General features: G+C 61.0%; 22 protein-coding genes. 17 read left to right on the forward strand and 5 right to left on the reverse strand.

Annotated features, from left to right (window positions below; genetic code table 11):
* The first annotated feature begins 49 nt into the window (after positions 1-49).
* From BFN10_RS08355 to purT, 5 genes are all read left to right on the forward strand, one after another.
* On the forward strand, positions 50-652 hold the full coding sequence (locus tag BFN10_RS08355; protein WP_071489281.1) for a CoA pyrophosphatase: 603 nt from the start codon (positions 50-52) through the stop codon (positions 650-652).
* A gap of 36 nt (positions 653-688) precedes the next feature.
* Positions 689-1,213, forward strand: coding sequence for a gamma carbonic anhydrase family protein (locus tag BFN10_RS08360; RefSeq protein ID WP_071489282.1), 525 nt, complete (start codon positions 689-691; stop codon positions 1,211-1,213).
* A complete protein-coding gene (locus BFN10_RS08365) occupies positions 1,210-1,425 on the forward strand; it encodes a DUF1289 domain-containing protein (protein WP_071489283.1) in 216 nt (71 codons plus the stop codon). Before BFN10_RS08360 ends, BFN10_RS08365 begins: the two co-directional genes overlap by 4 nt.
* A 98-nt stretch (positions 1,426-1,523) precedes the next feature.
* Positions 1,524-1,991 (forward strand): VUT family protein, encoded by a 468-nt coding sequence (locus tag BFN10_RS08370; protein ID WP_032890779.1) that lies wholly within the window; start codon positions 1,524-1,526, stop codon positions 1,989-1,991.
* A 69-nt stretch (positions 1,992-2,060) separates the two neighbouring features.
* Complete coding sequence (gene purT / locus BFN10_RS08375; protein WP_065939222.1) at positions 2,061-3,242, forward strand: formate-dependent phosphoribosylglycinamide formyltransferase; 1,182 nt, start codon at positions 2,061-2,063, stop codon at positions 3,240-3,242.
* A 103-nt stretch (positions 3,243-3,345) separates the two neighbouring features.
* On the opposite strand, the gene BFN10_RS08380 is transcribed toward purT, so the two are convergent.
* From BFN10_RS08380 to BFN10_RS08390, 3 genes are all read right to left on the reverse strand, one after another.
* Positions 3,346-4,659, reverse strand: a complete 1,314-nt coding sequence (locus BFN10_RS08380) for an MFS transporter (protein ID WP_071489284.1) — start codon at positions 4,657-4,659, stop codon at positions 3,346-3,348.
* Between the two features lie 276 nt (positions 4,660-4,935).
* Positions 4,936-6,174 carry a transporter associated domain-containing protein gene (locus tag BFN10_RS08385; RefSeq protein WP_071489285.1) on the reverse strand — a complete coding sequence of 413 codons (1,239 nt, stop codon included), beginning with the start codon at positions 6,172-6,174 and terminating at the stop codon, positions 4,936-4,938.
* A 12-nt stretch (positions 6,175-6,186) separates the two neighbouring features.
* Positions 6,187-6,999, reverse strand: a complete 813-nt coding sequence (locus BFN10_RS08390; RefSeq protein WP_071489286.1) for a cytochrome C assembly family protein — start codon at positions 6,997-6,999, stop codon at positions 6,187-6,189.
* 220 nt (positions 7,000-7,219) lie between these two features.
* Here BFN10_RS08390 and ffh point away from each other — a divergent pair, with 220 nt between their 5' ends.
* The 9 genes from ffh to thrC all read left to right on the forward strand — a co-directional run bounded on the left by ffh (position 7,220) and on the right by thrC (position 15,584).
* Positions 7,220-8,596 carry a signal recognition particle protein gene (gene ffh, locus BFN10_RS08395; protein WP_003193965.1) on the forward strand — a complete coding sequence of 459 codons (1,377 nt, stop codon included), beginning with the start codon at positions 7,220-7,222 and terminating at the stop codon, positions 8,594-8,596.
* A gap of 251 nt (positions 8,597-8,847) precedes the next feature.
* Positions 8,848-9,099: a 30S ribosomal protein S16 gene (gene rpsP / locus BFN10_RS08400; protein WP_003175899.1), complete on the forward strand. Its 252-nt coding sequence runs from the start codon at positions 8,848-8,850 to the stop codon at positions 9,097-9,099.
* A gap of 5 nt (positions 9,100-9,104) precedes the next feature.
* A complete protein-coding gene (rimM, locus tag BFN10_RS08405; RefSeq protein ID WP_053135622.1) occupies positions 9,105-9,641 on the forward strand; it encodes a ribosome maturation factor RimM in 537 nt (178 codons plus the stop codon).
* On the forward strand, positions 9,623-10,396 hold the full coding sequence (trmD, locus tag BFN10_RS08410; RefSeq protein ID WP_016971933.1) for a tRNA (guanosine(37)-N1)-methyltransferase TrmD: 774 nt from the start codon (positions 9,623-9,625) through the stop codon (positions 10,394-10,396). Before rimM ends, trmD begins: the two co-directional genes overlap by 19 nt.
* Before the next feature lie 45 nt (positions 10,397-10,441).
* Positions 10,442-10,792 carry a 50S ribosomal protein L19 gene (gene rplS, locus BFN10_RS08415; RefSeq protein ID WP_003175895.1) on the forward strand — a complete coding sequence of 117 codons (351 nt, stop codon included), beginning with the start codon at positions 10,442-10,444 and terminating at the stop codon, positions 10,790-10,792.
* 113 nt (positions 10,793-10,905) lie between these two features.
* Positions 10,906-11,802: a site-specific tyrosine recombinase XerD gene (gene xerD / locus BFN10_RS08420; protein WP_058423323.1), complete on the forward strand. Its 897-nt coding sequence runs from the start codon at positions 10,906-10,908 to the stop codon at positions 11,800-11,802.
* Positions 11,803-11,941: 139 nt separating this feature from the next.
* Positions 11,942-12,673, forward strand: coding sequence for a thioredoxin fold domain-containing protein (locus tag BFN10_RS08425; RefSeq protein ID WP_010207987.1), 732 nt, complete (start codon positions 11,942-11,944; stop codon positions 12,671-12,673).
* A gap of 129 nt (positions 12,674-12,802) precedes the next feature.
* A complete protein-coding gene (locus tag BFN10_RS08430) occupies positions 12,803-14,107 on the forward strand; it encodes a homoserine dehydrogenase (RefSeq protein WP_071489287.1) in 1,305 nt (434 codons plus the stop codon).
* Positions 14,108-14,174: 67 nt separating this feature from the next.
* Complete coding sequence (thrC, locus tag BFN10_RS08435; protein ID WP_071489288.1) at positions 14,175-15,584, forward strand: threonine synthase; 1,410 nt, start codon at positions 14,175-14,177, stop codon at positions 15,582-15,584.
* 88 nt (positions 15,585-15,672) lie between these two features.
* Here the strand turns inward: thrC and BFN10_RS08440 are convergent, their stop codons facing one another.
* Positions 15,673-15,873 carry a hypothetical protein gene (locus tag BFN10_RS08440; protein ID WP_043205840.1) on the reverse strand — a complete coding sequence of 67 codons (201 nt, stop codon included), beginning with the start codon at positions 15,871-15,873 and terminating at the stop codon, positions 15,673-15,675.
* A gap of 314 nt (positions 15,874-16,187) precedes the next feature.
* Between BFN10_RS08440 and BFN10_RS08445 the strand changes: the two genes are divergently transcribed.
* Entirely contained in the window at positions 16,188-16,472 is a 285-nt protein-coding gene (locus BFN10_RS08445; protein WP_071489289.1) for a DUF3509 domain-containing protein, read from the forward strand.
* Between the two features lie 226 nt (positions 16,473-16,698).
* On the opposite strand, the gene BFN10_RS08450 is transcribed toward BFN10_RS08445, so the two are convergent.
* Entirely contained in the window at positions 16,699-17,898 is a 1,200-nt protein-coding gene (locus BFN10_RS08450) for a CaiB/BaiF CoA transferase family protein (protein WP_071489290.1), read from the reverse strand.
* A gap of 136 nt (positions 17,899-18,034) precedes the next feature.
* Between BFN10_RS08450 and BFN10_RS08455 the strand changes: the two genes are divergently transcribed.
* Positions 18,035-18,577 carry a YaeQ family protein gene (locus BFN10_RS08455; RefSeq protein ID WP_032858231.1) on the forward strand — a complete coding sequence of 181 codons (543 nt, stop codon included), beginning with the start codon at positions 18,035-18,037 and terminating at the stop codon, positions 18,575-18,577.
* A gap of 60 nt (positions 18,578-18,637) precedes the next feature.
* Positions 18,638-20,347 carry a single-stranded-DNA-specific exonuclease RecJ gene (recJ, locus tag BFN10_RS08460; RefSeq protein WP_071489291.1) on the forward strand — a complete coding sequence of 570 codons (1,710 nt, stop codon included), beginning with the start codon at positions 18,638-18,640 and terminating at the stop codon, positions 20,345-20,347.
* The last annotated feature ends 50 nt before the right edge of the window (positions 20,348-20,397 follow it).

The raw sequence follows: 20,397 nt of genomic DNA on the forward strand, positions 1-20,397 counted from the left end.
CGCGAGCTTTGGTGCATGATGCAAGGTAGCCAACAGACCGAGATGACTCATGCTGGACGAGCTACTTCGCCGGGTAAGCAACCACACCCCCCACACGCTTGAAACCGACGGGCGTTTCCCCGAGGCTGCGGTGCTGGTGCCGATTACCCGCAGTGACGAACCTGAGCTGATCCTGACCCTGCGCGCCAGTGGCCTGTCGACCCATGGTGGCGAAGTGGCCTTTCCGGGCGGGCGCCGCGACCCCGAAGACCCGGACCTGATCTTCACCGCGCTGCGCGAGGCCGAAGAAGAAATCGGCCTGCCGCCCGGGCTGGTCGAAGTGATCGGCCCGCTGAGCCCCTTGATCTCCCTGCATGGCATTCGGGTCACGCCGTATGTCGGCGTGATCCCCGATTACGTCGAGTACTTGGCCAACGATGCCGAGATTGCCGCGGTTTTCAGCGTGCCCTTGGACTTCTTCCGACAAGACCCACGCGAACATACCCACCGGATCGATTACCAGGGGCGCAGTTGGTACGTGCCCAGCTATCGGTTTGGCGAATACAAGATCTGGGGGCTGACGGCCATCATGATCGTCGAGCTGATCAATCTGCTCTATGACGATGCCAAGATCAGCCTGCACCAGCCACCCAAGAGCTTCATCAATACTTGAGCCATCGCTTGAATGGCAACGCCGTGAGGAAAAACCATGAAATACCGCCTGGGCGACGCCCGCGTCGAGACTCATCCACAGAGCTGGGTGGCACCCAATGCCACGCTGGTGGGCAAGGTCAAGCTGGAGGAGGGCGCCAACGTGTGGTTCAACGCGGTGTTGCGCGGTGACAACGAACTGATCCTGATCGGCAAGAACAGCAACGTGCAGGACGGCAGCGTGATGCACACCGACATGGGCTACCCGTTGACCCTGGGCACCGGCGTGACCATTGGGCATAACGCCATGTTGCACGGCTGCACGGTGGACGATTACAGCCTGATCGGCATCAATGCGGTGATCCTCAACGGCGCCAAGATCGGCAAGCACTGCATCATCGGCGCCAATTCGCTGATCGGCGAAGGCAAGGAAATCCCCGATGGTTCGCTGGTGATGGGCTCGCCGGGCAAGGTGGTGCGTGAACTGACTGACGCGCAGAAACGCATGCTTGAAGCCAGCGCCGCGCACTATGTGCACAACGCACAGCGTTATGCGCGGGATCTGGTCGAGCAGGAAGAATGAATCCGATTGAACGCCCCGTTGCGTCGCCGTGCGTGAGCATTTGCGCGCTGGACGATGACGATATTTGCACCGGCTGCCAGCGTACGGTGGATGAGATTACGCGTTGGAGCCGCATGGATAACGCCGAGCGCCGGGTGGTGCTGGGGTTGTGTCATGAGCGGGCGGTGGCGAGTGGATTGGTGTTTATGGCCTCTAATAAATCCGGCGCCTGAACCAACGCTATCGGGGGCAAGCCCCCGATAGGGCCATCCCAGACGACATATTTCAAAATGTGAAGTACCCTGTGCCCCTTGTTCACAGGTCCACTCCCATGCTCTTCCTGATCGCCTATATCAGCAGCGTCGTGCTGATCAACTTCGCCTTCTCCACCGCCCCGCACCTGGACGTCATCTGGTCCGCCTGGGGTGGCCTGGTCTTTATCCTGCGCGACATGGTGCAAACCCGCTTCGGCCATGGCGCAATCATCGCCATGCTGGCCGCGCTGGTGCTGTCGTATGTCACGTCCGACCCGGCCATCGCCCTGGCCAGCGCCACCGCGTTCGCGGTGTCCGAGTGCATCGACTGGCTGGTGTTCAGCATCACCAAGCGTCCGCTGCACGACCGCCTGTGGATCAGTTCGGCGCTGAGCATTCCCCTCGACACCTTTATCTTCTTCGGCCTGATCGGCGCGCTCACGCCGGCGGTAGTGGGTACTGCACTGGCGTCGAAGTTCGCCGGGGTCACGGTGGTGTGGCTGATCATGGCCTGGCGCATCCGCAAGCGGGCTGTCGCCAACTGAGGCCAATTCCTGCAGTTCATGTAAAATGCCGGCCTTTCTCCCAATGATCCGCTCCCCTGAGGACCTGAGATGACCCGAATCGGAACTCCATTGTCGCCAACCGCGACCCGCGTTTTGCTGTGTGGCTGCGGTGAGCTGGGCAAGGAAGTGGTAATCGAGCTGCAACGCCTGGGCGTTGAAGTGATTGCCGTGGATCGCTACGCCAACGCGCCGGCCATGCAGGTTGCGCACCGTAGCCACGTGATCAACATGCTCGACGGCGCCGCCTTGCGTGCGGTGATCGAGGCGGAAAAACCGCACTTCATCGTGCCGGAAATCGAAGCCATCGCGACCGCCACCCTGGTGGAGCTGGAAGCCGAAGGCTTCACCGTGATCCCGACCGCGCGCGCCACCTCGCTGACCATGAACCGCGAAGGCATCCGCCGCCTGGCCGCCGAAGAGTTGGACCTGCCAACCTCGCCGTACCACTTCGCCGATACCTTCGAAGACTACAGCAAGGCCGTGCAGGACCTGGGCTTCCCGTGCGTGGTCAAGCCGGTGATGAGTTCGTCGGGCAAGGGCCAGAGCCTGCTGCGCAGCGTCGATGACGTGCAGAAAGCCTGGGACTACGCCCAGGAAGGCGGCCGTGCAGGTAAAGGCCGTGTGATCATCGAAGGCTTTATCGACTTCGACTACGAAATCACCCTGCTGACCGTGCGTCACATCGGCGGCACCACCTTCTGCGCGCCTGTGGGCCATCGTCAGGAGAAGGGCGACTACCAGGAATCCTGGCAGCCACAGGCCATGAGCCCGATTGCCCTGGCGGAATCCGAGCGCGTTGCCAAGGCGGTGACCGAGGCCCTGGGTGGCCGTGGTCTGTTTGGCGTGGAGTTGTTCATCAAGGGGGATCAGGTGTGGTTCAGCGAAGTGTCGCCGCGCCCGCATGACACCGGTTTGGTGACCCTGATTTCCCAGGACCTGTCGCAGTTTGCGCTGCACGCGCGCGCCATCCTGGGCCTGCCGATCCCGTTGATCCGTCAGTTCGGGCCTTCGGCCTCGGCGGTGATCCTGGTGGAAGGGCAGTCGACCCAGACGGCGTTCGCCAACCTGGGCGCCGCGTTGAGCGAACCTGATACCGCGCTGCGCCTGTTCGGCAAGCCCGAAGTGAATGGCCAGCGCCGCATGGGCGTGGCGTTGGCGCGGGATGAGTCGATTGAAGCGGCCCGGGCCAAGGCGACCCGGGCTTCCCAGGCCGTGGTGGTAGAGCTCTAAAAGCATCGGGGGCAAGCCCCCTCCCACACTTGATCCTGTTCACAGAGTTAGATTTGTGAATACATTCAAATGTGGGAGGGGGCTTGCCCCCGATAGCGGTCTATCAGCCCACGCGATTCAAATCATTGTTCCGCGTCTCTTTCAGGCACAGCACCGCAATCAAGCTCAGCAACGCTGCCGCCGACACATACCCACCCACATAACTCAGCCCACCCATCGCCACCAGCTTGGTCGCGAAGAACGGCGCGGCAGATGCGCCCACAATCCCACCCAGGTTATACGCCGCCGAAGCGCCGGTATAACGCACGCGGGTCGGGAACAGTTCCGGCAGCAGCGCGCCCATCGGTGCGAACGTCACGCCCATCAGGAACAGCTCCAGCGCCAGGAACAGCGCCACTGCCCAGGTCGAACCGTGGGTCAGCAATGGCTCCATGGTAAAGCCCGACAGAATCGCCAGGATCGCGCCGACGATCAGCACCGGCTTGCGTCCGTAGCGGTCACTCGCCAGGGCCGCCAGCGGAGTCGCCAGCCCCATGAACAGCACCGCGAAGCACAGCAAGCCAAGGAAGGTCTCGCGGCTGTAGCCCAGGGTTGAAACGCCATAGCTCAGGGAAAACGCAGTGGTGATGTAAAACAGCGCATAGCACACCACCATCGACGCAGCGCCCAGCAACACCGGCAGCCAGTGCTGGCTGAACAGCTCCACCAACGGCACTTTGACCGGCGCTTGCTTGGCGACGGCGTTGGCGAACACCGGCGTTTCGTGCAGCTTCAGCCGCGCGTACAGGCCCACCATCACCAGCGCCGCGCTGAGGATGAACGGGATGCGCCAGCCCCAGCTGCGGAATTGCTCATCGCTGAGGCTCATGGCCAGGATCAGGAACAAGCCGTTGGCTGCCAGGAACCCGATCGAAGGGCCGAGCTGCGGGAACATGCCGAACCAGGCGCGTTTGCCCTTGGGCGCATTCTCGGTCGCCAACAGCGCCGCGCCGCCCCATTCGCCGCCCAGGCCCAGGCCCTGGCCGAAACGCAGTACGCACAACAGGATCGGCGCCCAGGCGCCGATGCTGTCATAACCCGGCAGCAAGCCGATCAGCGTGGTGCACACGCCCATCAGCAGCAGCGAGGCCACCAGGGTCGATTTGCGCCCGATACGGTCGCCAAAGTGGCCGAACAGCGCCGAGCCCAGTGGGCGGGCGATGAAGGCGATACCGAAGGTCAGGAATGACGCCAGCATCTGCGCGGTGCCGGAGGTCTGCGGGAAGAACACCGGGCCGATCACCAGCGCAGCAGCCGTGGCGTAGATATAGAAGTCGTAGAACTCGATGGCGGTGCCGACGATGCTCGCCGTGGCGACCCGTGCGGTCGAGTTGGTCGGGGCGGCAGCAGGTGCGGCCTCGTTGTAGGTGGTGCTCATGGCGATATCCCTGACGGTCAGTGCGCGTTTGGACGCGGATTATTATTGGTCGAACACCCATGGATCAGGGTTGTGCGCGGGGCGGCTCGGGATGGGAGCGAACACCGGTCAGACACTGTAAAGCGGTGCCTGGACGCGTTCAGTGCGGGTAGCACGCGGTCGGGCGGGGCTCTGGTAAGCCGCCCCGATTATAGGAAGGGGTTTGAACACACAACAAGTCAAAATGTGGGAGGGGCAAGCCCCTCCCACATTATTTGGTTGTGTTTTGTCTGGGAACTAAGCGGCGACCGGCATCCGGCTGGTATGCCAGATCAGCACCTTGCTCACCCGGTTGTCCTCGGTCTCGAGGATTTCCAGGCGGTAGCGGCCTATTTTCAGGCACACCGCGCAGTCAGGGATGGTCTCCAGCGCCTCGGTGACCAGGCCGTTGAGCGTCTTGGGGCCGTCGCTGGGCAGGTGCCAGTTCAGGCTCTTGTTCAATTCGCGGATCGAGGCGGCGCCGTCGATGATGTAGCGGCCATCCGGTTGCGCTTCGATATGCGGGTTGTCCGCACTCTGTTCGCTTTCGAATTCACCGACGATTTCTTCGAGGATATCTTCCAGGGTCACGATGCCGAGTACTTCGCCGTATTCATCCACCACCATGCCCAGGCGGCGCTGCTGTTTGTGGAAATTCAGCAGTTGCAGTTGCAGCGGAGTGCTTTCCGGGACGAAGTAAGGCTCGTGGCAGGCTGCGAGCAACGCCTCTTTGGTCAGGCTCGCGTCGGGCAACAGGTGCTGGATCTGCCGCGTGTTGAGCACGGCTTCGACCTGGTTGATATCACTGTGGAACACCGGCAGGCGCGTGCGCTGGGAGGTGCGCAACTGCTCGATGATCTCCTCGATCGAGTCATCCAGGTTGATGCCGTCCACTTCGCTGCGGGGCACCAGGATGTCGTTGACGGTGATGTTGTCCAGAGCGTGGATGCCCGGCATGCCGGGGGTACGGCCTTCGGCGATCTCGGGCTCGGGTTCGTCATCATGGTCAGGCAGCGGTTCGTCGCTCTTCTTCACCACGCCGGTCTTGCGCGCGAACGGGCGCAGCAGCAACAGACTGATACCATTGAGCAGCCAGGCCAGGGGGTAGACAATTTTCAGTGGCACGCCCAGCAGCGTATTGCCGAAGCCCAGTACCGCTTGCGGATAGCGGGTGGCCAGGGCGCGGGGCAGGTAGTCGGCCAGGATCAACAGGATCGCGCAGGAGATCAGCCAGCCGAGCCACGGCCCGTTCTGCGCCCAGGCGTATATGGCCAGCAGCGTGCACAGGATGACCACGGCGGCGCGACACAGGCTGTTGCACAGGATCAGGCTGTTACGCGGAAAGCTCAGGCGGGTGGCCGCCTTGTCGCCCTGGCGTGTACCGGGGCGCAGGGCCAGCAAGTGTTGCTGGGCGGCTTCGATGGCAGTAAACAGCGCGGCCCATAACACCAGCAGGGCGATTACCGCGAGCATCGGCTCCAGGGGCAAGTTGTCCATGATCGCCGCCCGTCAGATATGCAGGATGTATTCGCGAACCAGCTTGCTGCCGAAATAGGCCAGCATCAGCAGGCAGAAACCGGCCAGGGTCCAGCGGATCGCCTTGTGCCCGCGCCAGCCGAGGCGGTTGCGGCCCCACAGCAGGACGCTGAACACGATCCAGGCCAGGCAGGCCAGCAGGGTCTTGTGCACCAGGTGCTGGGCGAACAGGTTTTCGAAGAACAGCCAGCCGGAGATCAGCGACAGCGAGAGCAAGGTCCAGCCGGCCCACAGGAAGCCGAACAGCAGGCTTTCCATGGTTTGCAGCGGCGGGAAGTTCTTGATCAGCCCGGACGGGTGCTTGTGCTTGAGCTGGTGGTCCTGCAGCAGCAGGAGCAAGGCCTGGAACACTGCGATGGTGAACATGCCATAGGCCAGGATCGACAGCAGGATGTGGGCGAGGATGCCCGGCTCTTCATCGATCACCGGCACCGTACCGGTAGGCGCGAATTGCGCCAGCAGCACCGTCAGCATGCCCAGCGGGAAGAGCAGTACCAGCAGGTTCTCGACCGGGATCCGGTAGCAGGCCATCAGTGTCAGCGCGATAACGGCTGCGGCGATCAGGCTGGCGGCGCTGAAAAAGTCCAGGGCCAGGCCGACCGGCGTCATCAAGTGCGTGAACAGGCTCGCGGCATGGGCGAGCAAGGCGAGGACACCAAGGCCTACCAACAGGCGTTTGTCCGCCTTGGTGCCCTGGGCCAGACGAGTGCCCTGATAGACGGTCGCAGCGGCGTACAAGATGGCGGCGGCGAGGCTGGGTAGCAAACTGGGTGACAAAGGGAGCATAAATCCTGTTAGGCAAGCCCGAAAGGCGCTGAGTTTGGCATACCCCCGCGCAACACGAAAGACTCCCGGGCCAGACAGCGGGTGTGCATGGACGCAGTCTTCGCTATAATCCGCGACCTGCCCACGCCGCAGGCTCGCCGAGCGCTGTTTTTAATAGCGATTTACCACAGCCTGGGCCGCCATTACCTCGGTCTATGAATAGGGCCTGAAAGGATCGCGCATGTTTGAAAATCTGACTGACCGTCTCTCGCAGACGCTGCGCCACGTTACCGGCAAGGCCAAGCTGACAGAGGACAATATTAAAGACACCCTGCGTGAAGTGCGCATGGCGTTGCTGGAAGCCGACGTGGCCTTGCCGGTGGTGAAAGACTTCGTCAACTCGGTCAAAGAGCGCGCGGTGGGCACCGAAGTGTCCCGCAGCCTGACCCCGGGCCAGGCGTTTGTGAAGATCGTCCAGGCCGAACTCGAAAGCCTGATGGGCGCGGCCAACGAAGACCTGAACCTCAGCGCCGTGCCGCCGGCCGTCGTCCTGATGGCGGGTCTGCAAGGTGCGGGCAAGACCACCACCGCCGGCAAGCTGGCGCGCTTCCTTAAAGAGCGCAAGAAGAAGTCTGTGATGGTGGTGTCGGCCGACGTGTACCGTCCGGCGGCCATCAAGCAGCTGGAAATGCTCGCAGGCGAAGTGGGCGTGACCTTCTTCCCGTCCGACCTGAGCCAGAAGCCGGTCGACATCGCCAACGCCGCCATTAAAGAAGCCAAGCTCAAGTTCATCGACGTGGTCATCGTCGATACCGCCGGTCGCCTGCACATCGATGAAGAGATGATGGGCGAGATCAAGGCGCTGCATGCCGCGATCAACCCGGTAGAGACCCTGTTCGTGGTCGACGCCATGACCGGCCAGGACGCGGCGAACACCGCCAAGGCCTTCGGCGACGCACTGCCGCTGACCGGCGTGATTCTGACCAAGGTCGACGGCGACGCCCGTGGCGGTGCCGCGCTGTCGGTGCGTGCCATCACCGGTAAGCCGATCAAGTTCATCGGGATGGGCGAGAAGAGCGAAGCGCTCGAGCCGTTCCACCCGGAGCGTATCGCCTCGCGCATCCTCGGCATGGGCGACGTGCTCAGCCTGATCGAACAGGCCGAAGCCACCCTCGACAAGGACAAGGCCGACAAGCTGGCCAAGAAGCTGAAGAAGGGCAAGGGCTTCGACCTCGAAGACTTCCGCGATCAACTGCAACAGATGAAGAACATGGGCGGCCTCGGCGGCCTGATGGACAAGCTGCCGAACATCGGCGGTGTGAACCTGGCGCAGATGGGCAATGCCCAGGGCGCGGCAGAGAAGCAGTTCAAGCAGATGGAAGCCATCATCAACTCCATGACCCCGGCCGAGCGCCGCGACCCTGAGCTGATCAGCGGTTCGCGCAAGCGTCGGATCGCCATGGGTTCCGGCACCCAGGTGCAGGACATCGGTCGCTTGATCAAGCAGCACAAGCAGATGCAGAAGATGATGAAGAAATTCTCCGCCAAGGGCGGTATGGCCAAGATGATGCGCGGCATGGGCGGCATGTTGCCCGGCGGTGGCATGCCCAAGATGTAAAGAATTCGAGCGGGGGCCCAGCTCCTGCTCCGACCCACAGGGATGTGGGATCTCCAGCAAACCCGCCGTTGGCGGGCGCTGACTCGCCGTTTTAACCGATGGCTCTATAGCAAATCTGGATGGCACGCTGATAGGCGCCGGAAAAAGACATTTGCAAAAGTCCGGATATTCCTTAGAATATGCGGCCTTTCGGGCACCTATGCCCGCTGTGCATTTAGATTTGCAGCACCGACTACAGGAACGATGTTCACATGCTAACAATCCGTCTTGCCCTTGGCGGCTCCAAAAAGCGCCCGTTTTACCACTTGACCGTAACCGACAGCCGCAACCCGCGCGACGGTTCGCACAAGGAACAGGTTGGTTTCTTCAACCCTGTTGCTCGTGGTCAAGAAGTTCGTCTGTCCGTGAACCAAGAGCGCGTAGCCTACTGGCTGAGCGTGGGTGCACAGCCATCCGAGCGCGTTGCAAAACTGTTGAAGGACTCGGCTAAGGCCGCAGCCTGAGCAATATGAACGCGACGCCAGCTGTTGCTGATGATTTGATCGTTATCGGCAAGATTTACTCGGTTCATGGCGTTCGCGGCGAAGTGAAGGTGTATTCCTTTACTGATCCGACTGAAAACCTGTTGCAGTACAAAACCTGGACGCTCAAGCGCGAGGGTAGTGTGAAACAGGTCGAGCTGGTCAGTGGACGCGGGAGCGACAAGTTCCTGGTCGCAAAGCTCAAGGGTCTTGATGATCGTGAAGAAGCTCGTCTTCTGGCCGGTTATGAGATCTGCGTGCCGCGCAACCTGTTCCCTGAATTGACCGACGGCGAGTACTACTGGTACCAGCTGGAAGGTCTGAAGGTTATTGATCAACTCGGGCAACTGTTCGGGAAAATCGATCATCTTCTGGAAACCGGCGCCAATGATGTAATGGTGGTCAAGCCTTGCGCTGGCAGCCTGGATGATCGCGAACGCCTGTTGCCGTATACCGAGCAATGTGTGTTGGCCGTCGACCTGGCAGCGGGCGAGATGAAGGTGGAATGGGACGCGGACTTCTAAGCGTGGCTAATTTGCGCATTGAAGTGATCAGTTTGTTTCCCGAGATGTTTTCCGCCATCAGCGAGTACGGCATCACCAGTCGGGCGGTGAAACAGGGGCTGTTGCAGCTTACCTGTTGGAACCCGCGAGACTACACGACGGATCGACATCACACTGTGGACGATCGCCCATTTGGCGGTGGCCCGGGCATGGTGATGAAGATCAAGCCCCTGGAAGACGCGTTGGTTCAGGCCAAGGCCGCCGCCGGGGAGAAGGCGAAGGTGATTTACCTGTCCCCTCAAGGCCGTCAGCTGAAACAGGCTGGGGTCCGCGAACTGGCGAATGAGGAAGCACTGATCCTGATTGCCGGTCGCTATGAAGGCATTGACGAGCGTTTTATTGAAGCTCATGTCGATGAAGAGTGGTCGATTGGGGACTATGTCCTGTCTGGTGGCGAGCTGCCGGCGATGGTCCTGATAGATGCGGTTACACGACTGCTGCCTGGAGCTTTAGGGCATGTGGACTCCGCGGAGGAAGATTCCTTCACGGATGGTTTGCTGGATTGCCCGCACTACACCCGACCGGAGGTGTATGCGGATCAGCGTGTTCCCGACGTATTGCTAAGTGGCAATCACGCACACATCCGGCGTTGGCGTTTACAGCAGTCCCTTGGTCGGACCTATGAACGACGCGCCGATCTTCTGGAAAGCCGCTCGCTTTCTGGAGAAGAGAAGAAGCTGCTCGAGGAATACATCCTCGCGCGGGACGATAGTTAACAACGTATCGATGGTAGGTCCATTGACTTACCTTAGGAGCACAGCATGACTAACAAAATCATCCTTGCACTCGAAGCAGAGCAGATGACCAAAGAGATCCCTACCTTTGCCCCGGGCGACACCATTGTCGTTCAGGTGAAAGTGAAGGAAGGCGACCGTTCGCGTCTGCAAGCGTTCGAAGGCGTGGTAATCGCCAAGCGTAACCGTGGTGTGAACAGTGCTTTCACTGTTCGTAAAATCTCCAACGGTGTTGGCGTAGAGCGTACTTTCCAGACCTACAGCCCGCAAATCGACAGCATGGCCGTCAAGCGTCGCGGTGACGTACGTAAAGCCAAGCTGTACTACCTGCGTGACCTGTCCGGTAAAGCAGCTCGCATCAAGGAAAAACTGGCTTAAGTCCAGCTTTCCGATGCAGAAAAAAGCAGCCTACGGGCTGCTTTTTTGTGCCTGCGATTTGAGGTCCGAGATAGGATGCCAGCAGCCTCTCCCACTTTTCTGTTCGAGCCCCTATGCCTGCCATTGACCACCCCCTGATCGACCGTTTCCTCGACGCCCTGTGGCTGGAAAAAGGCCTGTCGGACAATACCCGCCAGGCCTACCGCAGCGACCTGGCGCTGTTCAATGGCTGGTTGCAGGAGAAAAATCTCGAACTGATCAACGCCGGCCGCGAGCTGATTCTCGACCACTTGGCCTGGCGCCTGGAGCAGAACTACAAGCCACGCTCCACTGCGCGATTCCTCTCCGGCGTACGTGGTTTTTATCGCTATCTGCTGCGAGAAAAGCTGATCGCCCTCGACCCCACCCTGCAAGTCGATATGCCACAACTTGGCAGGCCATTGCCCAAATCCCTGTCGGAAGCCGACGTGGAGGCGTTGCTCGCCGCCCCCGACCTCAGCGAAGCCATCGGTCAGCGTGACCGCGCCATGCTCGAAGTGCTCTACGCCTGCGGCCTGCGGGTGACCGAGCTGATCAGCCTGACCCTGGAGCAGGTCAACCTGCGCCAGGGCGTGTTGCGGGTGATGGGCAAGGGCAGCAAGGAACGGCTGGTGCCGATGGGCGAGGAGGCGATTGTGTGGGTCGAGCGCTACATGCGCGATGCCCGCAGTGAACTGCTCGGTGGACGCCCCAGCGATGTGCTGTTCCCCAGCCTGCGTGGCGAACAGATGACTCGCCAGACCTTCTGGCACCGCATCAAGCACCAGGCCAAGGTCGCCGGGATCGGCAAGGCGCTGTCGCCGCACACACTGCGCCATGCATTCGCCACGCATTTGCTCAACCACGGTGCGGATTTACGTGTGGTGCAGATGCTGCTCGGCCACAGCGACTTATCCACCACCCAGATCTACACCCACGTGGCGCGCGCGCGTTTGCAGGATATGCACGCCAAGCACCACCCGCGAGGCTGAAAACGTCCAATTTATCCGGCCGCGGGCTGCCCTGCGGCCCAACTGTGGTAGGCTTTGCCGGTTAGCAAAGGGGACGACCCAGACCTGTGTTTCCAAGCAGTGTTACTGCGCGTCCCTGCATCTGCCTTCAGGAGTTCCCATGCGCTTGACCCAGATTATTGCCGCCGCAGCCATTGCGTTGGTTTCCACCTTTGCCTTCGCCGATGACGCCGCCGAGCAGACCATCCGCAAGAGCCTGGCCAACCTGCAACTCGACACCCCGATCGAGAGCATCAGCGCCAGCCCGATGGCCGGCCTGTACGAAGTCAAGCTCAAGGGCAGCCGCGTGCTGTATGCCAGTGCCGATGGTCAGTACATCGTCCAGGGCTACCTGTTCCAGTTGAAGGACGGCAAGCCGGTCAACCTGACTGAAAAAGCCGAACGCCTGGGTGTTTCCAAGCTGATCAATGGCATTCCAGTGGCCGAGACCGTGGTGTACCCGGCTATCGGTGAGACCAAGACCCACATCACCGTGTTCACCGACACCACCTGCCCGTATTGCCACAAGCTGCACGCCGAAGTGCCCGCGCTGAACAAGCTGGGCGTGGAAGTACGCTACGTAGCGTTCCCGCGCCAGGGCCTGGGTTCGCCGGGTGACGAGCAGTTGCAAGCCGTATGGTGCTCGGCCGACAAAAAAGCGGCCATGGACAAAATGGTCGACGGCAAGGAAATCAAGGCTGCCAAATGCGCCAACCCGGTCTCCAAGCAGTTTGCCCTGGGCCAGTCCATCGGCGTCAACGGTACACCGGCCATCGTTTTGGCTGACGGCCAAGTGATTCCGGGCTATCAGCCGGCACCACAAGTTGCGAAACTGGCGCTGAGTGCCAAATAAACCAGCATCGTCGAACCTTTGACGATCATGGCCTGTGGATAAGCCGACAGGCCACTAATTGAACGCCGCAGTCGTGCGGCTGTTTTCCACGGCCGACCTCGCGTCGGCCGTTTCATGGGGAGTTCTTCAGTGAAACCGGTCAAAGTAGGCATCTGTGGATTAGGGACCGTCGGTGGCGGCACCTTCAACGTACTTCAGCGTAACGCTGAAGAAATTTCCCGCCGTGCAGGGCGTGGAATTGAAGTGGCACAAATTGCCACGCGTTCGCCAAAGCCTCAGTTCGAAACGACCGGTATTGCGATGACCAACGATGTCTTCGCCGTGGCTACCAACCCTGAAATCGATATCGTGATCGAACTGGTGGGCGGCTACACCGTGGCCCGCGAGTTGGTGCTCAAGGCCATCGAAAACGGCAAGCATGTGGTCACTGCCAACAAGGCACTGATCGCGGTGCACGGCAACGAAATCTTCGCCAAGGCCCGTGAGAAGGGCGTGATCGTGGCGTTCGAGGCTGCGGTGGCTGGTGGCATTCCGGTGATCAAGGCGATTCGTGAAGGCCTGTCCGCCAACCGCATCAACTGGGTGGCCGGCATCATCAACGGTACCGGCAACTTCATCCTCACCGAAATGCGCGAGAAGGGCCGCACCTTCGAAGACGTCCTCGCCGAAGCCCAGGCCCTGGGTTACGCCGAAGCCGACCCGACCTTCGACGTGGAAGGTATCGACGCCGCGCACAAGCTGACCATCCTGGCGTCCATCGCCTTTGGTATTCCGCTGCAGTTCGACAAGGCCTACACCGAAGGCATCACCAAGCTGACCACCGCCGACGTGAACTACGCCGAAGCCCTGGGTTACCGCATCAAGCACCTGGGCGTGGCGCGCAGCACGCCGGCCGGTATCGAACTGCGGGTACACCCGACGCTGATCCCGGCCGACCGCCTGATCGCCAACGTCAATGGCGTGATGAACGCGGTGATGGTCAACGGTGATGCGGCCGGTTCGACCCTGTTCTACGGCGCCGGTGCCGGTATGGAGCCCACCGCTTCGTCGGTGATCGCCGACCTGGTGGACGTGGTCCGCGCCATGACCAGCGACCCGGAAAACCGTGTACCGCACCTGGCGTTCCAGCCGGATTCGCTGTCGGCCCACCCGATCCTGCCGATCGAAGCCTGCGAAAGCGCCTACTACCTGCGCATCCAGGCGCAGGACCACCCGGGCGTATTGGCCCAGGTGGCGAGCATCCTGTCTGAGCGCGGTATCAACATCGAGTCGATCATGCAGAAGGAAGTCGAGGAGCAAAACGGCCAGGTGCCGATGATCTTGCTCACCCATCGCGTGCTCGAACAGCATATCAACGATGCCATCGCCGCCCTGGAAGCCTTGCAAGGCGTGGTCGGGCCGGTGGTGCGGATCCGCGTCGAACACCTGAACTAATGGTTTTGCGGCAAGGGCCCCGCAGGTTCGGCGGCCCTTGCTCAAGAATGCTCTAGAGGAGCCAGTCATGCGTTATATCAGCACCCGCGGCCAGGCACCGGCCCTGAATTTCGAAGACGTCCTGCTGGCAGGCCTTGCCACGGACGGCGGCCTGTACGTGCCGGAAAACCTGCCACGTTTCACCCAAGAGGAAATCGCATCCTGGGCTGGCCTGCCATACCACGAACTGGCGTTCCGCGTGATGCGCCCGTTCGTCACCGGCAGCATTCCGGACGCCGATTTCAAGAAGATCCTGGAAGAAACCTACGGCGTGTTTTCCCACAACGCCATTGCACCGCTACGCCAACTGAACGGCAACGAATGGGTCCTGGAGTTGTTCCACGGCCCGACCCTGGCGTTCAAGGACTTCGCCCTGCAACTGCTGGGTCGTCTGCTGGATTATGTGCTGGAGAAGCGCGGCGAGCGCGTGGTGATCATCGGCGCCACCTCCGGTGATACCGGTTCGGCGGCCATCGAAGGCTGCAAGCACTGCGAAAATGTCGACATCTTCATCCTGCACCCGCACAAGCGCGTGTCGGAAGTGCAGCGGCGCCAGATGACCACCATCTTTGGCGAGAACATCCATAACATCGCCATCGAAGGCAACTTCGATGACTGCCAGGAAATGGTCAAGAACAGCTTCGCCGACCAGAGCTTCCTGAAAGGCACGCGCCTGGTGGCGGTGAACTCGATCAACTGGGCGCGGATCATGGCCCAGATCGTCTACTACTTCCACGCCTCGCTACAGTTGGGCGGCCCTGCACGTTCAGTGTCTTTCTCGGTGCCGACCGGCAACTTCGGCGACATTTTCGCCGGCTACCTGGCGCGCAACATGGGCCTGCCGATCAACCAGTTGATCGTCGCTACCAACCGCAACGACATCCTGCACCGCTTCATGAGCGGCAACCAGTACGTCAAGGAAACCCTGCACGCGACCCTGTCGCCGTCCATGGACATCATGGTCTCGTCCAACTTCGAACGCCTGCTGTTCGATATGCACGGTCGCAACGGTGCGGCGATTGCTGGCTTGATGGACACCTTCAAGCGCGGCGGCGGTTTCAGTGTGGATGAAGAGCGCTGGACCGAAACCCGCAAGCTGTTCGACTCCCTGGCCGTGGACGACGCGCAGACCTGCGAAACCATTGCAGACGTCTATGCCCAGTCCGGCGAGCTGCTCGACCCGCACACCGCCATCGGCGTGAAGGCCGCCCGTGAATGCCGTCGCAGCCTGGATATCCCGATGGTCATCCTGGGCACTGCCCACCCGGTCAAATTCCCGGAAGCGGTGGAGAAGGCCGGTGTTGGCAAGGCGCTGGAGTTGCCGGCGCACCTGGCTGACCTGTTCGAGCGTGAAGAGCGTTGCACCGTGTTGGCCAATGACCTGAAGGCCGTGCAGGCGTTTGTGAGCCAGCATGGCAACCGGGGTAAGCCGTTGTAAGGCACACAGCGCAGACAAAAACGCCGCTTTCCCTTCCTTGGGTCAGCGGCGTTTTTCGTTTCTGGCAGGCCCCGTTTGGTACACGCAGCTACGTGAGTAGTTTCTGCACGATGGCCAAGACAGTGCTGAACGCCGTAAACATGGCCATGACGACACCCAATGGATACCAGAAATTCTCACGGGTTATCTTGTGGGTCTCGGCAGTGAGTTTGCGTTGCTCCGCATAAATGCGTGATATGTCGGCGTGAATCTTCTCTAGCGCCGCTTGCTCTTTGTCGTGTTCCAGCATCGTCTTTATCCTTCGCAGTAAGGGCCTTCTGACATGCGCTTTTATCTGCTTGGCAGCGTCACCAGCGCTCACCGAGTATAGGAACCACCTCTGATCTGACCCTTGGGCAAACCCCAAAACGACTTGCCATTGCGTAAGCAGTTATGTGCCGTCGTTTTTAGGTTGTCATGTTGCAAGCGCATGCTGGAATCCGTCACCCCCTGACGGCCCCATAAAGACGATAAAGCGAACTTTCCTACGTCACAAACAGTCACTTAGGATAGATGCAGCTCCCGTTGAAACGATTGTTCCCGAACTATTGAGTGGTGATCGAGATGGAAAGTATCAGCCTATTGCTCGAAGAAGCACTGAGCCCTTATCAGGTTACGCTGACCACCTCTGGTGTGCAGGACGAGTGCCTGGTAACCGTGAAGAATCCTGCTGGCGCCATCGTGGTCGAGCGTGACGTCGACCGCGCCCAATTGATGGACAAGCGCGTGCTGGTGGATGTGGTGGATTGCCTGCTGCGTGACATCAAAATTGCCGAAGGACGTCTGGAGCCTTCGGTCATCGCGGCCTTGCGCAACGCAGCCCTGACTCGCAACGCCACCGCCGCATGAAGAATTGTTTAACTGTGGAAACTTCCTACAGCGCGACCGGTCAGACTTTGTAACAGCAAGAGCAAACATTGTGCTCCGGTGTTTGTGCCTTGCTGTACTGGTCTTTGTAGGCCACGTTTAACCCCAAAGTGTCTCCCCACGCTTTGGGGTTTCTTTTTGCCTGCGATTTGTCAGGCAAGTCATCTGGCACAGGGCACCTGGTGCCAAAGCCTGGCGGAATGGGACATCAGATCGCGCCTTCCTCGCGCAAGCGCACAATGGCGGCCGCGTCGTAGCCCAGGCCAGCGAGTACTACGCTGTTATGTTCACCCAGTTGCGGCCCCACCCATTCGCAACTGCCCGGCGTGTCCGACAGCTTGGGCACGATGCCCGGCATCTTGAATTCCTTGCCGCCGGGAAGCCGGGCCTTGAGGAACATCTCCCTGGCGAGGAATTGCGGGTCGCCCAACATGTCCTCGGCGCTGTAGATCCGGCTGGCAGGCACCTCGGCTTTGTTCAACAGGTCGACCACCTGGTCCAGCGGCAGCGAATTCACCCAACGATCTATCACCCCATACAGCTCGTCACGGCGGCTATCACGCCCGTCGTTGCTGGCCAGCACCGGATCGTTGGCCAAGTCCTCACGGCCAATGGCCGACATGAAGCGCTTGAAGATCGCATCACCGTTGGCGCCGATCTGCACATGCTTGCCGTCGGCGCTGGTGTGGATGGAGGAGGGCGTAATGCCGGGCATGATGTTGCCGGTGCGTTCGCGAATAAAGCCGAACACGTCGAACTCGGGGATCATGCTTTCCATCATGGCGAAGATGGCTTCGTACAGTGCCACATCCACCACCTGGCCCAAGCCACCGTTGACCTCGCGATGACGCAGCGCCATCAGCGCGCCGATCACTGCCCACAATGCGGCAATCGAATCGCCAATGGAAATGCCGGTGCGCACCGGCGGGCGGTCTTCGAAACCGGTGATGTAGCGCAGGCCGCCCATGGACTCGCCGACTGCACCAAACCCGGGTTGGTCTTTCATCGGTCCGGTCTGGCCGAAGCCGGAGAGACGCACCATCACCAGCTTGGGATTCAGCGCATGCAGGGTCTCCCAACTCAGGCCGAGTTTTTCCAGCACGCCGGGGCGGAAGTTTTCGATCAGGATGTCGGCGCCCGCCAACAGTTGCTTGAGAATGGCCAGGCCGTCCGGGTGCTTGAGGTTCAGCGTCAACGACTGCTTGTTGCGCGCCTGCACGAACCACCACAGCGACGTGCCCTCGTACAGCTTGCGCCATTTGCGCAGCGGGTCGCCGCCGTCCGGCGATTCAACCTTGATCACCTCGGCGCCGAACTCCGCGCAGATTCGTGAGGCGAACGGGCCGGCGATCAGGGTGCCGAGTTCGATGACTTTCAGGCCGGCAAGTGGTTTGGCATTGAACGACATGAGGATCCTTGTCTGCGCAGGGCGGTGGTGTGATGCCTTTTAACATAGGCGAGCAGCCCAGGGCAGCGCAGGATTCGTTGATTGGCCTCCTCATCGGTTAGACTGGCCGCCTTTCCCTGTCTCTAGAAGCCCGTTCATGGCCCAGCCGTCCACCACCTACAAATTCGAACTCAACCTCACCGACCTTGACCGCTCGGTGTATGAGAGCGTCAAACAGACCATCGCCCGCCACCCGTCGGAAACCGAAGAGCGCATGACCGTGCGTCTGCTGGCCTACGCACTCTGGTACAACGAGCAATTGTCGTTCGGGCGTGGCCTGTCAGATGTAGACGAACCAGCCCTGTGGGAAAAAAGCCTGGATGACCGGGTGTTGCACTGGATCGAAGTCGGCCAGCCCGATGCCGACCGCCTCACCTGGTGCTCGCGCCGCACCGAACGCACCAGCCTGCTGGCCTATGGCAGTCTGCGTGTGTGGGAAGGCAAGGTGGTGCCGGTGGCAAACAACCTGAAAAACGTACACATCGCCGCTGTGCCGCAGGAAGTCCTGGAGACCCTGGCCAAGGACATGCCCCGCGTGATCAAGTGGGATGTAATGATCAGCGAAGGCACGATCTTCGTCACCGACGACCGCGGCCAGCACGAAGTGCAGTTGCAGTGGTTGGTCGGCGAACGCGGTTGATTGAGTCGCCGCCGGTCACCTGTTTTATTTCCGTATCAGAAGAGAAGTTTTCGTCACCCCATGCGTATCGATCCCCGCCCGTTGCCTGCCGTCCTGCCGTTTCTCGGTGAATTGCCACCGCTGTTGACCCGCCTCTATGCTGCGCGCGGCGTGCAATCCGAGGCCGAGCTGGATAAAAGCCTGGCGCGGTTGATTCCCTATCAGCAGCTCAAGGGCATCGACGCGGCGGTGGACCTGTTGGTGACGGCGTTGGAGCAACGCCAGCGCATCCTCATTGTCGGTGACTTCGACGCCGACGGCGCCACCGCCAGCACCGTGGGCACCTTGGGCCTGCGCTTGCTCGGTGCGGCCCATGTCGATTACCTGGTGCCCAACCGTTTCGAATACGGCTATGGCCTGACCCCGGAAATCGTCGCGGTGGCCCTGCAGCGCGAGCCGCAGTTGCTGATTACCGTGGACAACGGTATCTCCAGCGTCGAAGGCGTGGCAGCGGCGAAAGCGGCGGGGCTGCAGGTGCTGGTGACCGACCACCACTTGCCCGGCGACGAGTTGCCGGCGGCGGACGCTATCGTCAACCCGAACCAGCCCGGCTGTGAGTTCCCCAGCAAGGCGCTGGCCGGCGTGGGGGTGATCTTCTACGTGTTGATGGCCTTGCGTGCGCGCCTGCGCAGCTTGGGTTGGTACGAGAACAAGCCACAACCGAATATCGGCGAACTGCTCGACCTGGTCGCCCTGGGCAGCGTCGCCGACGTGGTGCCCCTGGACGCCAACAACCGCATCCTGGTGCATCAGGGGCTGGAACGTATCCGCGCCGGTCGTGCACGGCCGGGGATCAAGGCGATCCTGGAAGTGGCCAAGCGCGACGCCGCGCGTATCACCTCCACCGACCTGGGGTTCATCCTCGGGCCGCGTTTGAACGCAGCCGGACGCTTGGATGACATGAGCCTGGGCATCGAGTGCCTGCTCACCACCGACGTGGCCGCGGCCCGTGAAATGGCCGCGCAACTGGACGGCATGAATCAGGACCGCAAATCCATCGAGCAAGGCATGCAGCGCGAGGCCCTGGCCCAGCTCAAGGACTTGCCGGTGGAGTCGATGCCCTACGGTTTGTGCCTGTTCGACCCGGAATGGCACCAAGGTGTGATCGGCATTCTGGCGTCGCGCATGAAAGAGCGCTATTTCCGCCCAACCATTGCCTTCGCCGACGCTGGCGACGGTTTGCTCAAGGGCTCTGGGCGCTCTGTGCAGGGTTTTCATATCCGTGACGCCCTGGCGGTGGTCGCCAGCCAGCATCCGAACCTGATCAGCAAATACGGCGGTCACGCCATGGCGGCAGGGCTGACATTGCCCGAGGAAAACTTCCCGTTGTTCGCCGAAGCCTTCGATGCCGAAGTGCGTCGGCAACTGCGCGAAGAAGACCTGACCGGGCGCCTGCTGTCTGATGGCACCCTGGCAGTGGAAGAGTTTCATCTGGAACTGGCCCGTGCGCTACGGCATGCCGGGCCGTGGGGGCAGCACTTCCCTGAGCCGTTGTTCCATGGCGTGTTTCAGTTGGTGGAGCAGCGCGTAGTGGGGGAGCGGCACCTGAAGGTCGTGCTCAAGAGCGAGTGCGGGTCGGTGAAGCTGGATGGCATTGCATTTGGCGTGGACCGTGAGGTCTGGCCGAACCCGACGGTGCGTTGGGTGGAATTGGCTTACAAGCTGGATGTGAACGAGTTTCGCGGGAATGAAACCGTGCAGTTGATGATCGCGCACATCGAGCCGCGTTAGATCTCACCAACACCACAAAACCAATGTGGGAGGGGGCAAACCCCCTCCCA

Source organism: Pseudomonas extremorientalis (genome assembly GCF_001870465.1).
In the GTDB taxonomy this organism is placed as follows: domain Bacteria; phylum Pseudomonadota; class Gammaproteobacteria; order Pseudomonadales; family Pseudomonadaceae; genus Aquipseudomonas; species Aquipseudomonas extremorientalis.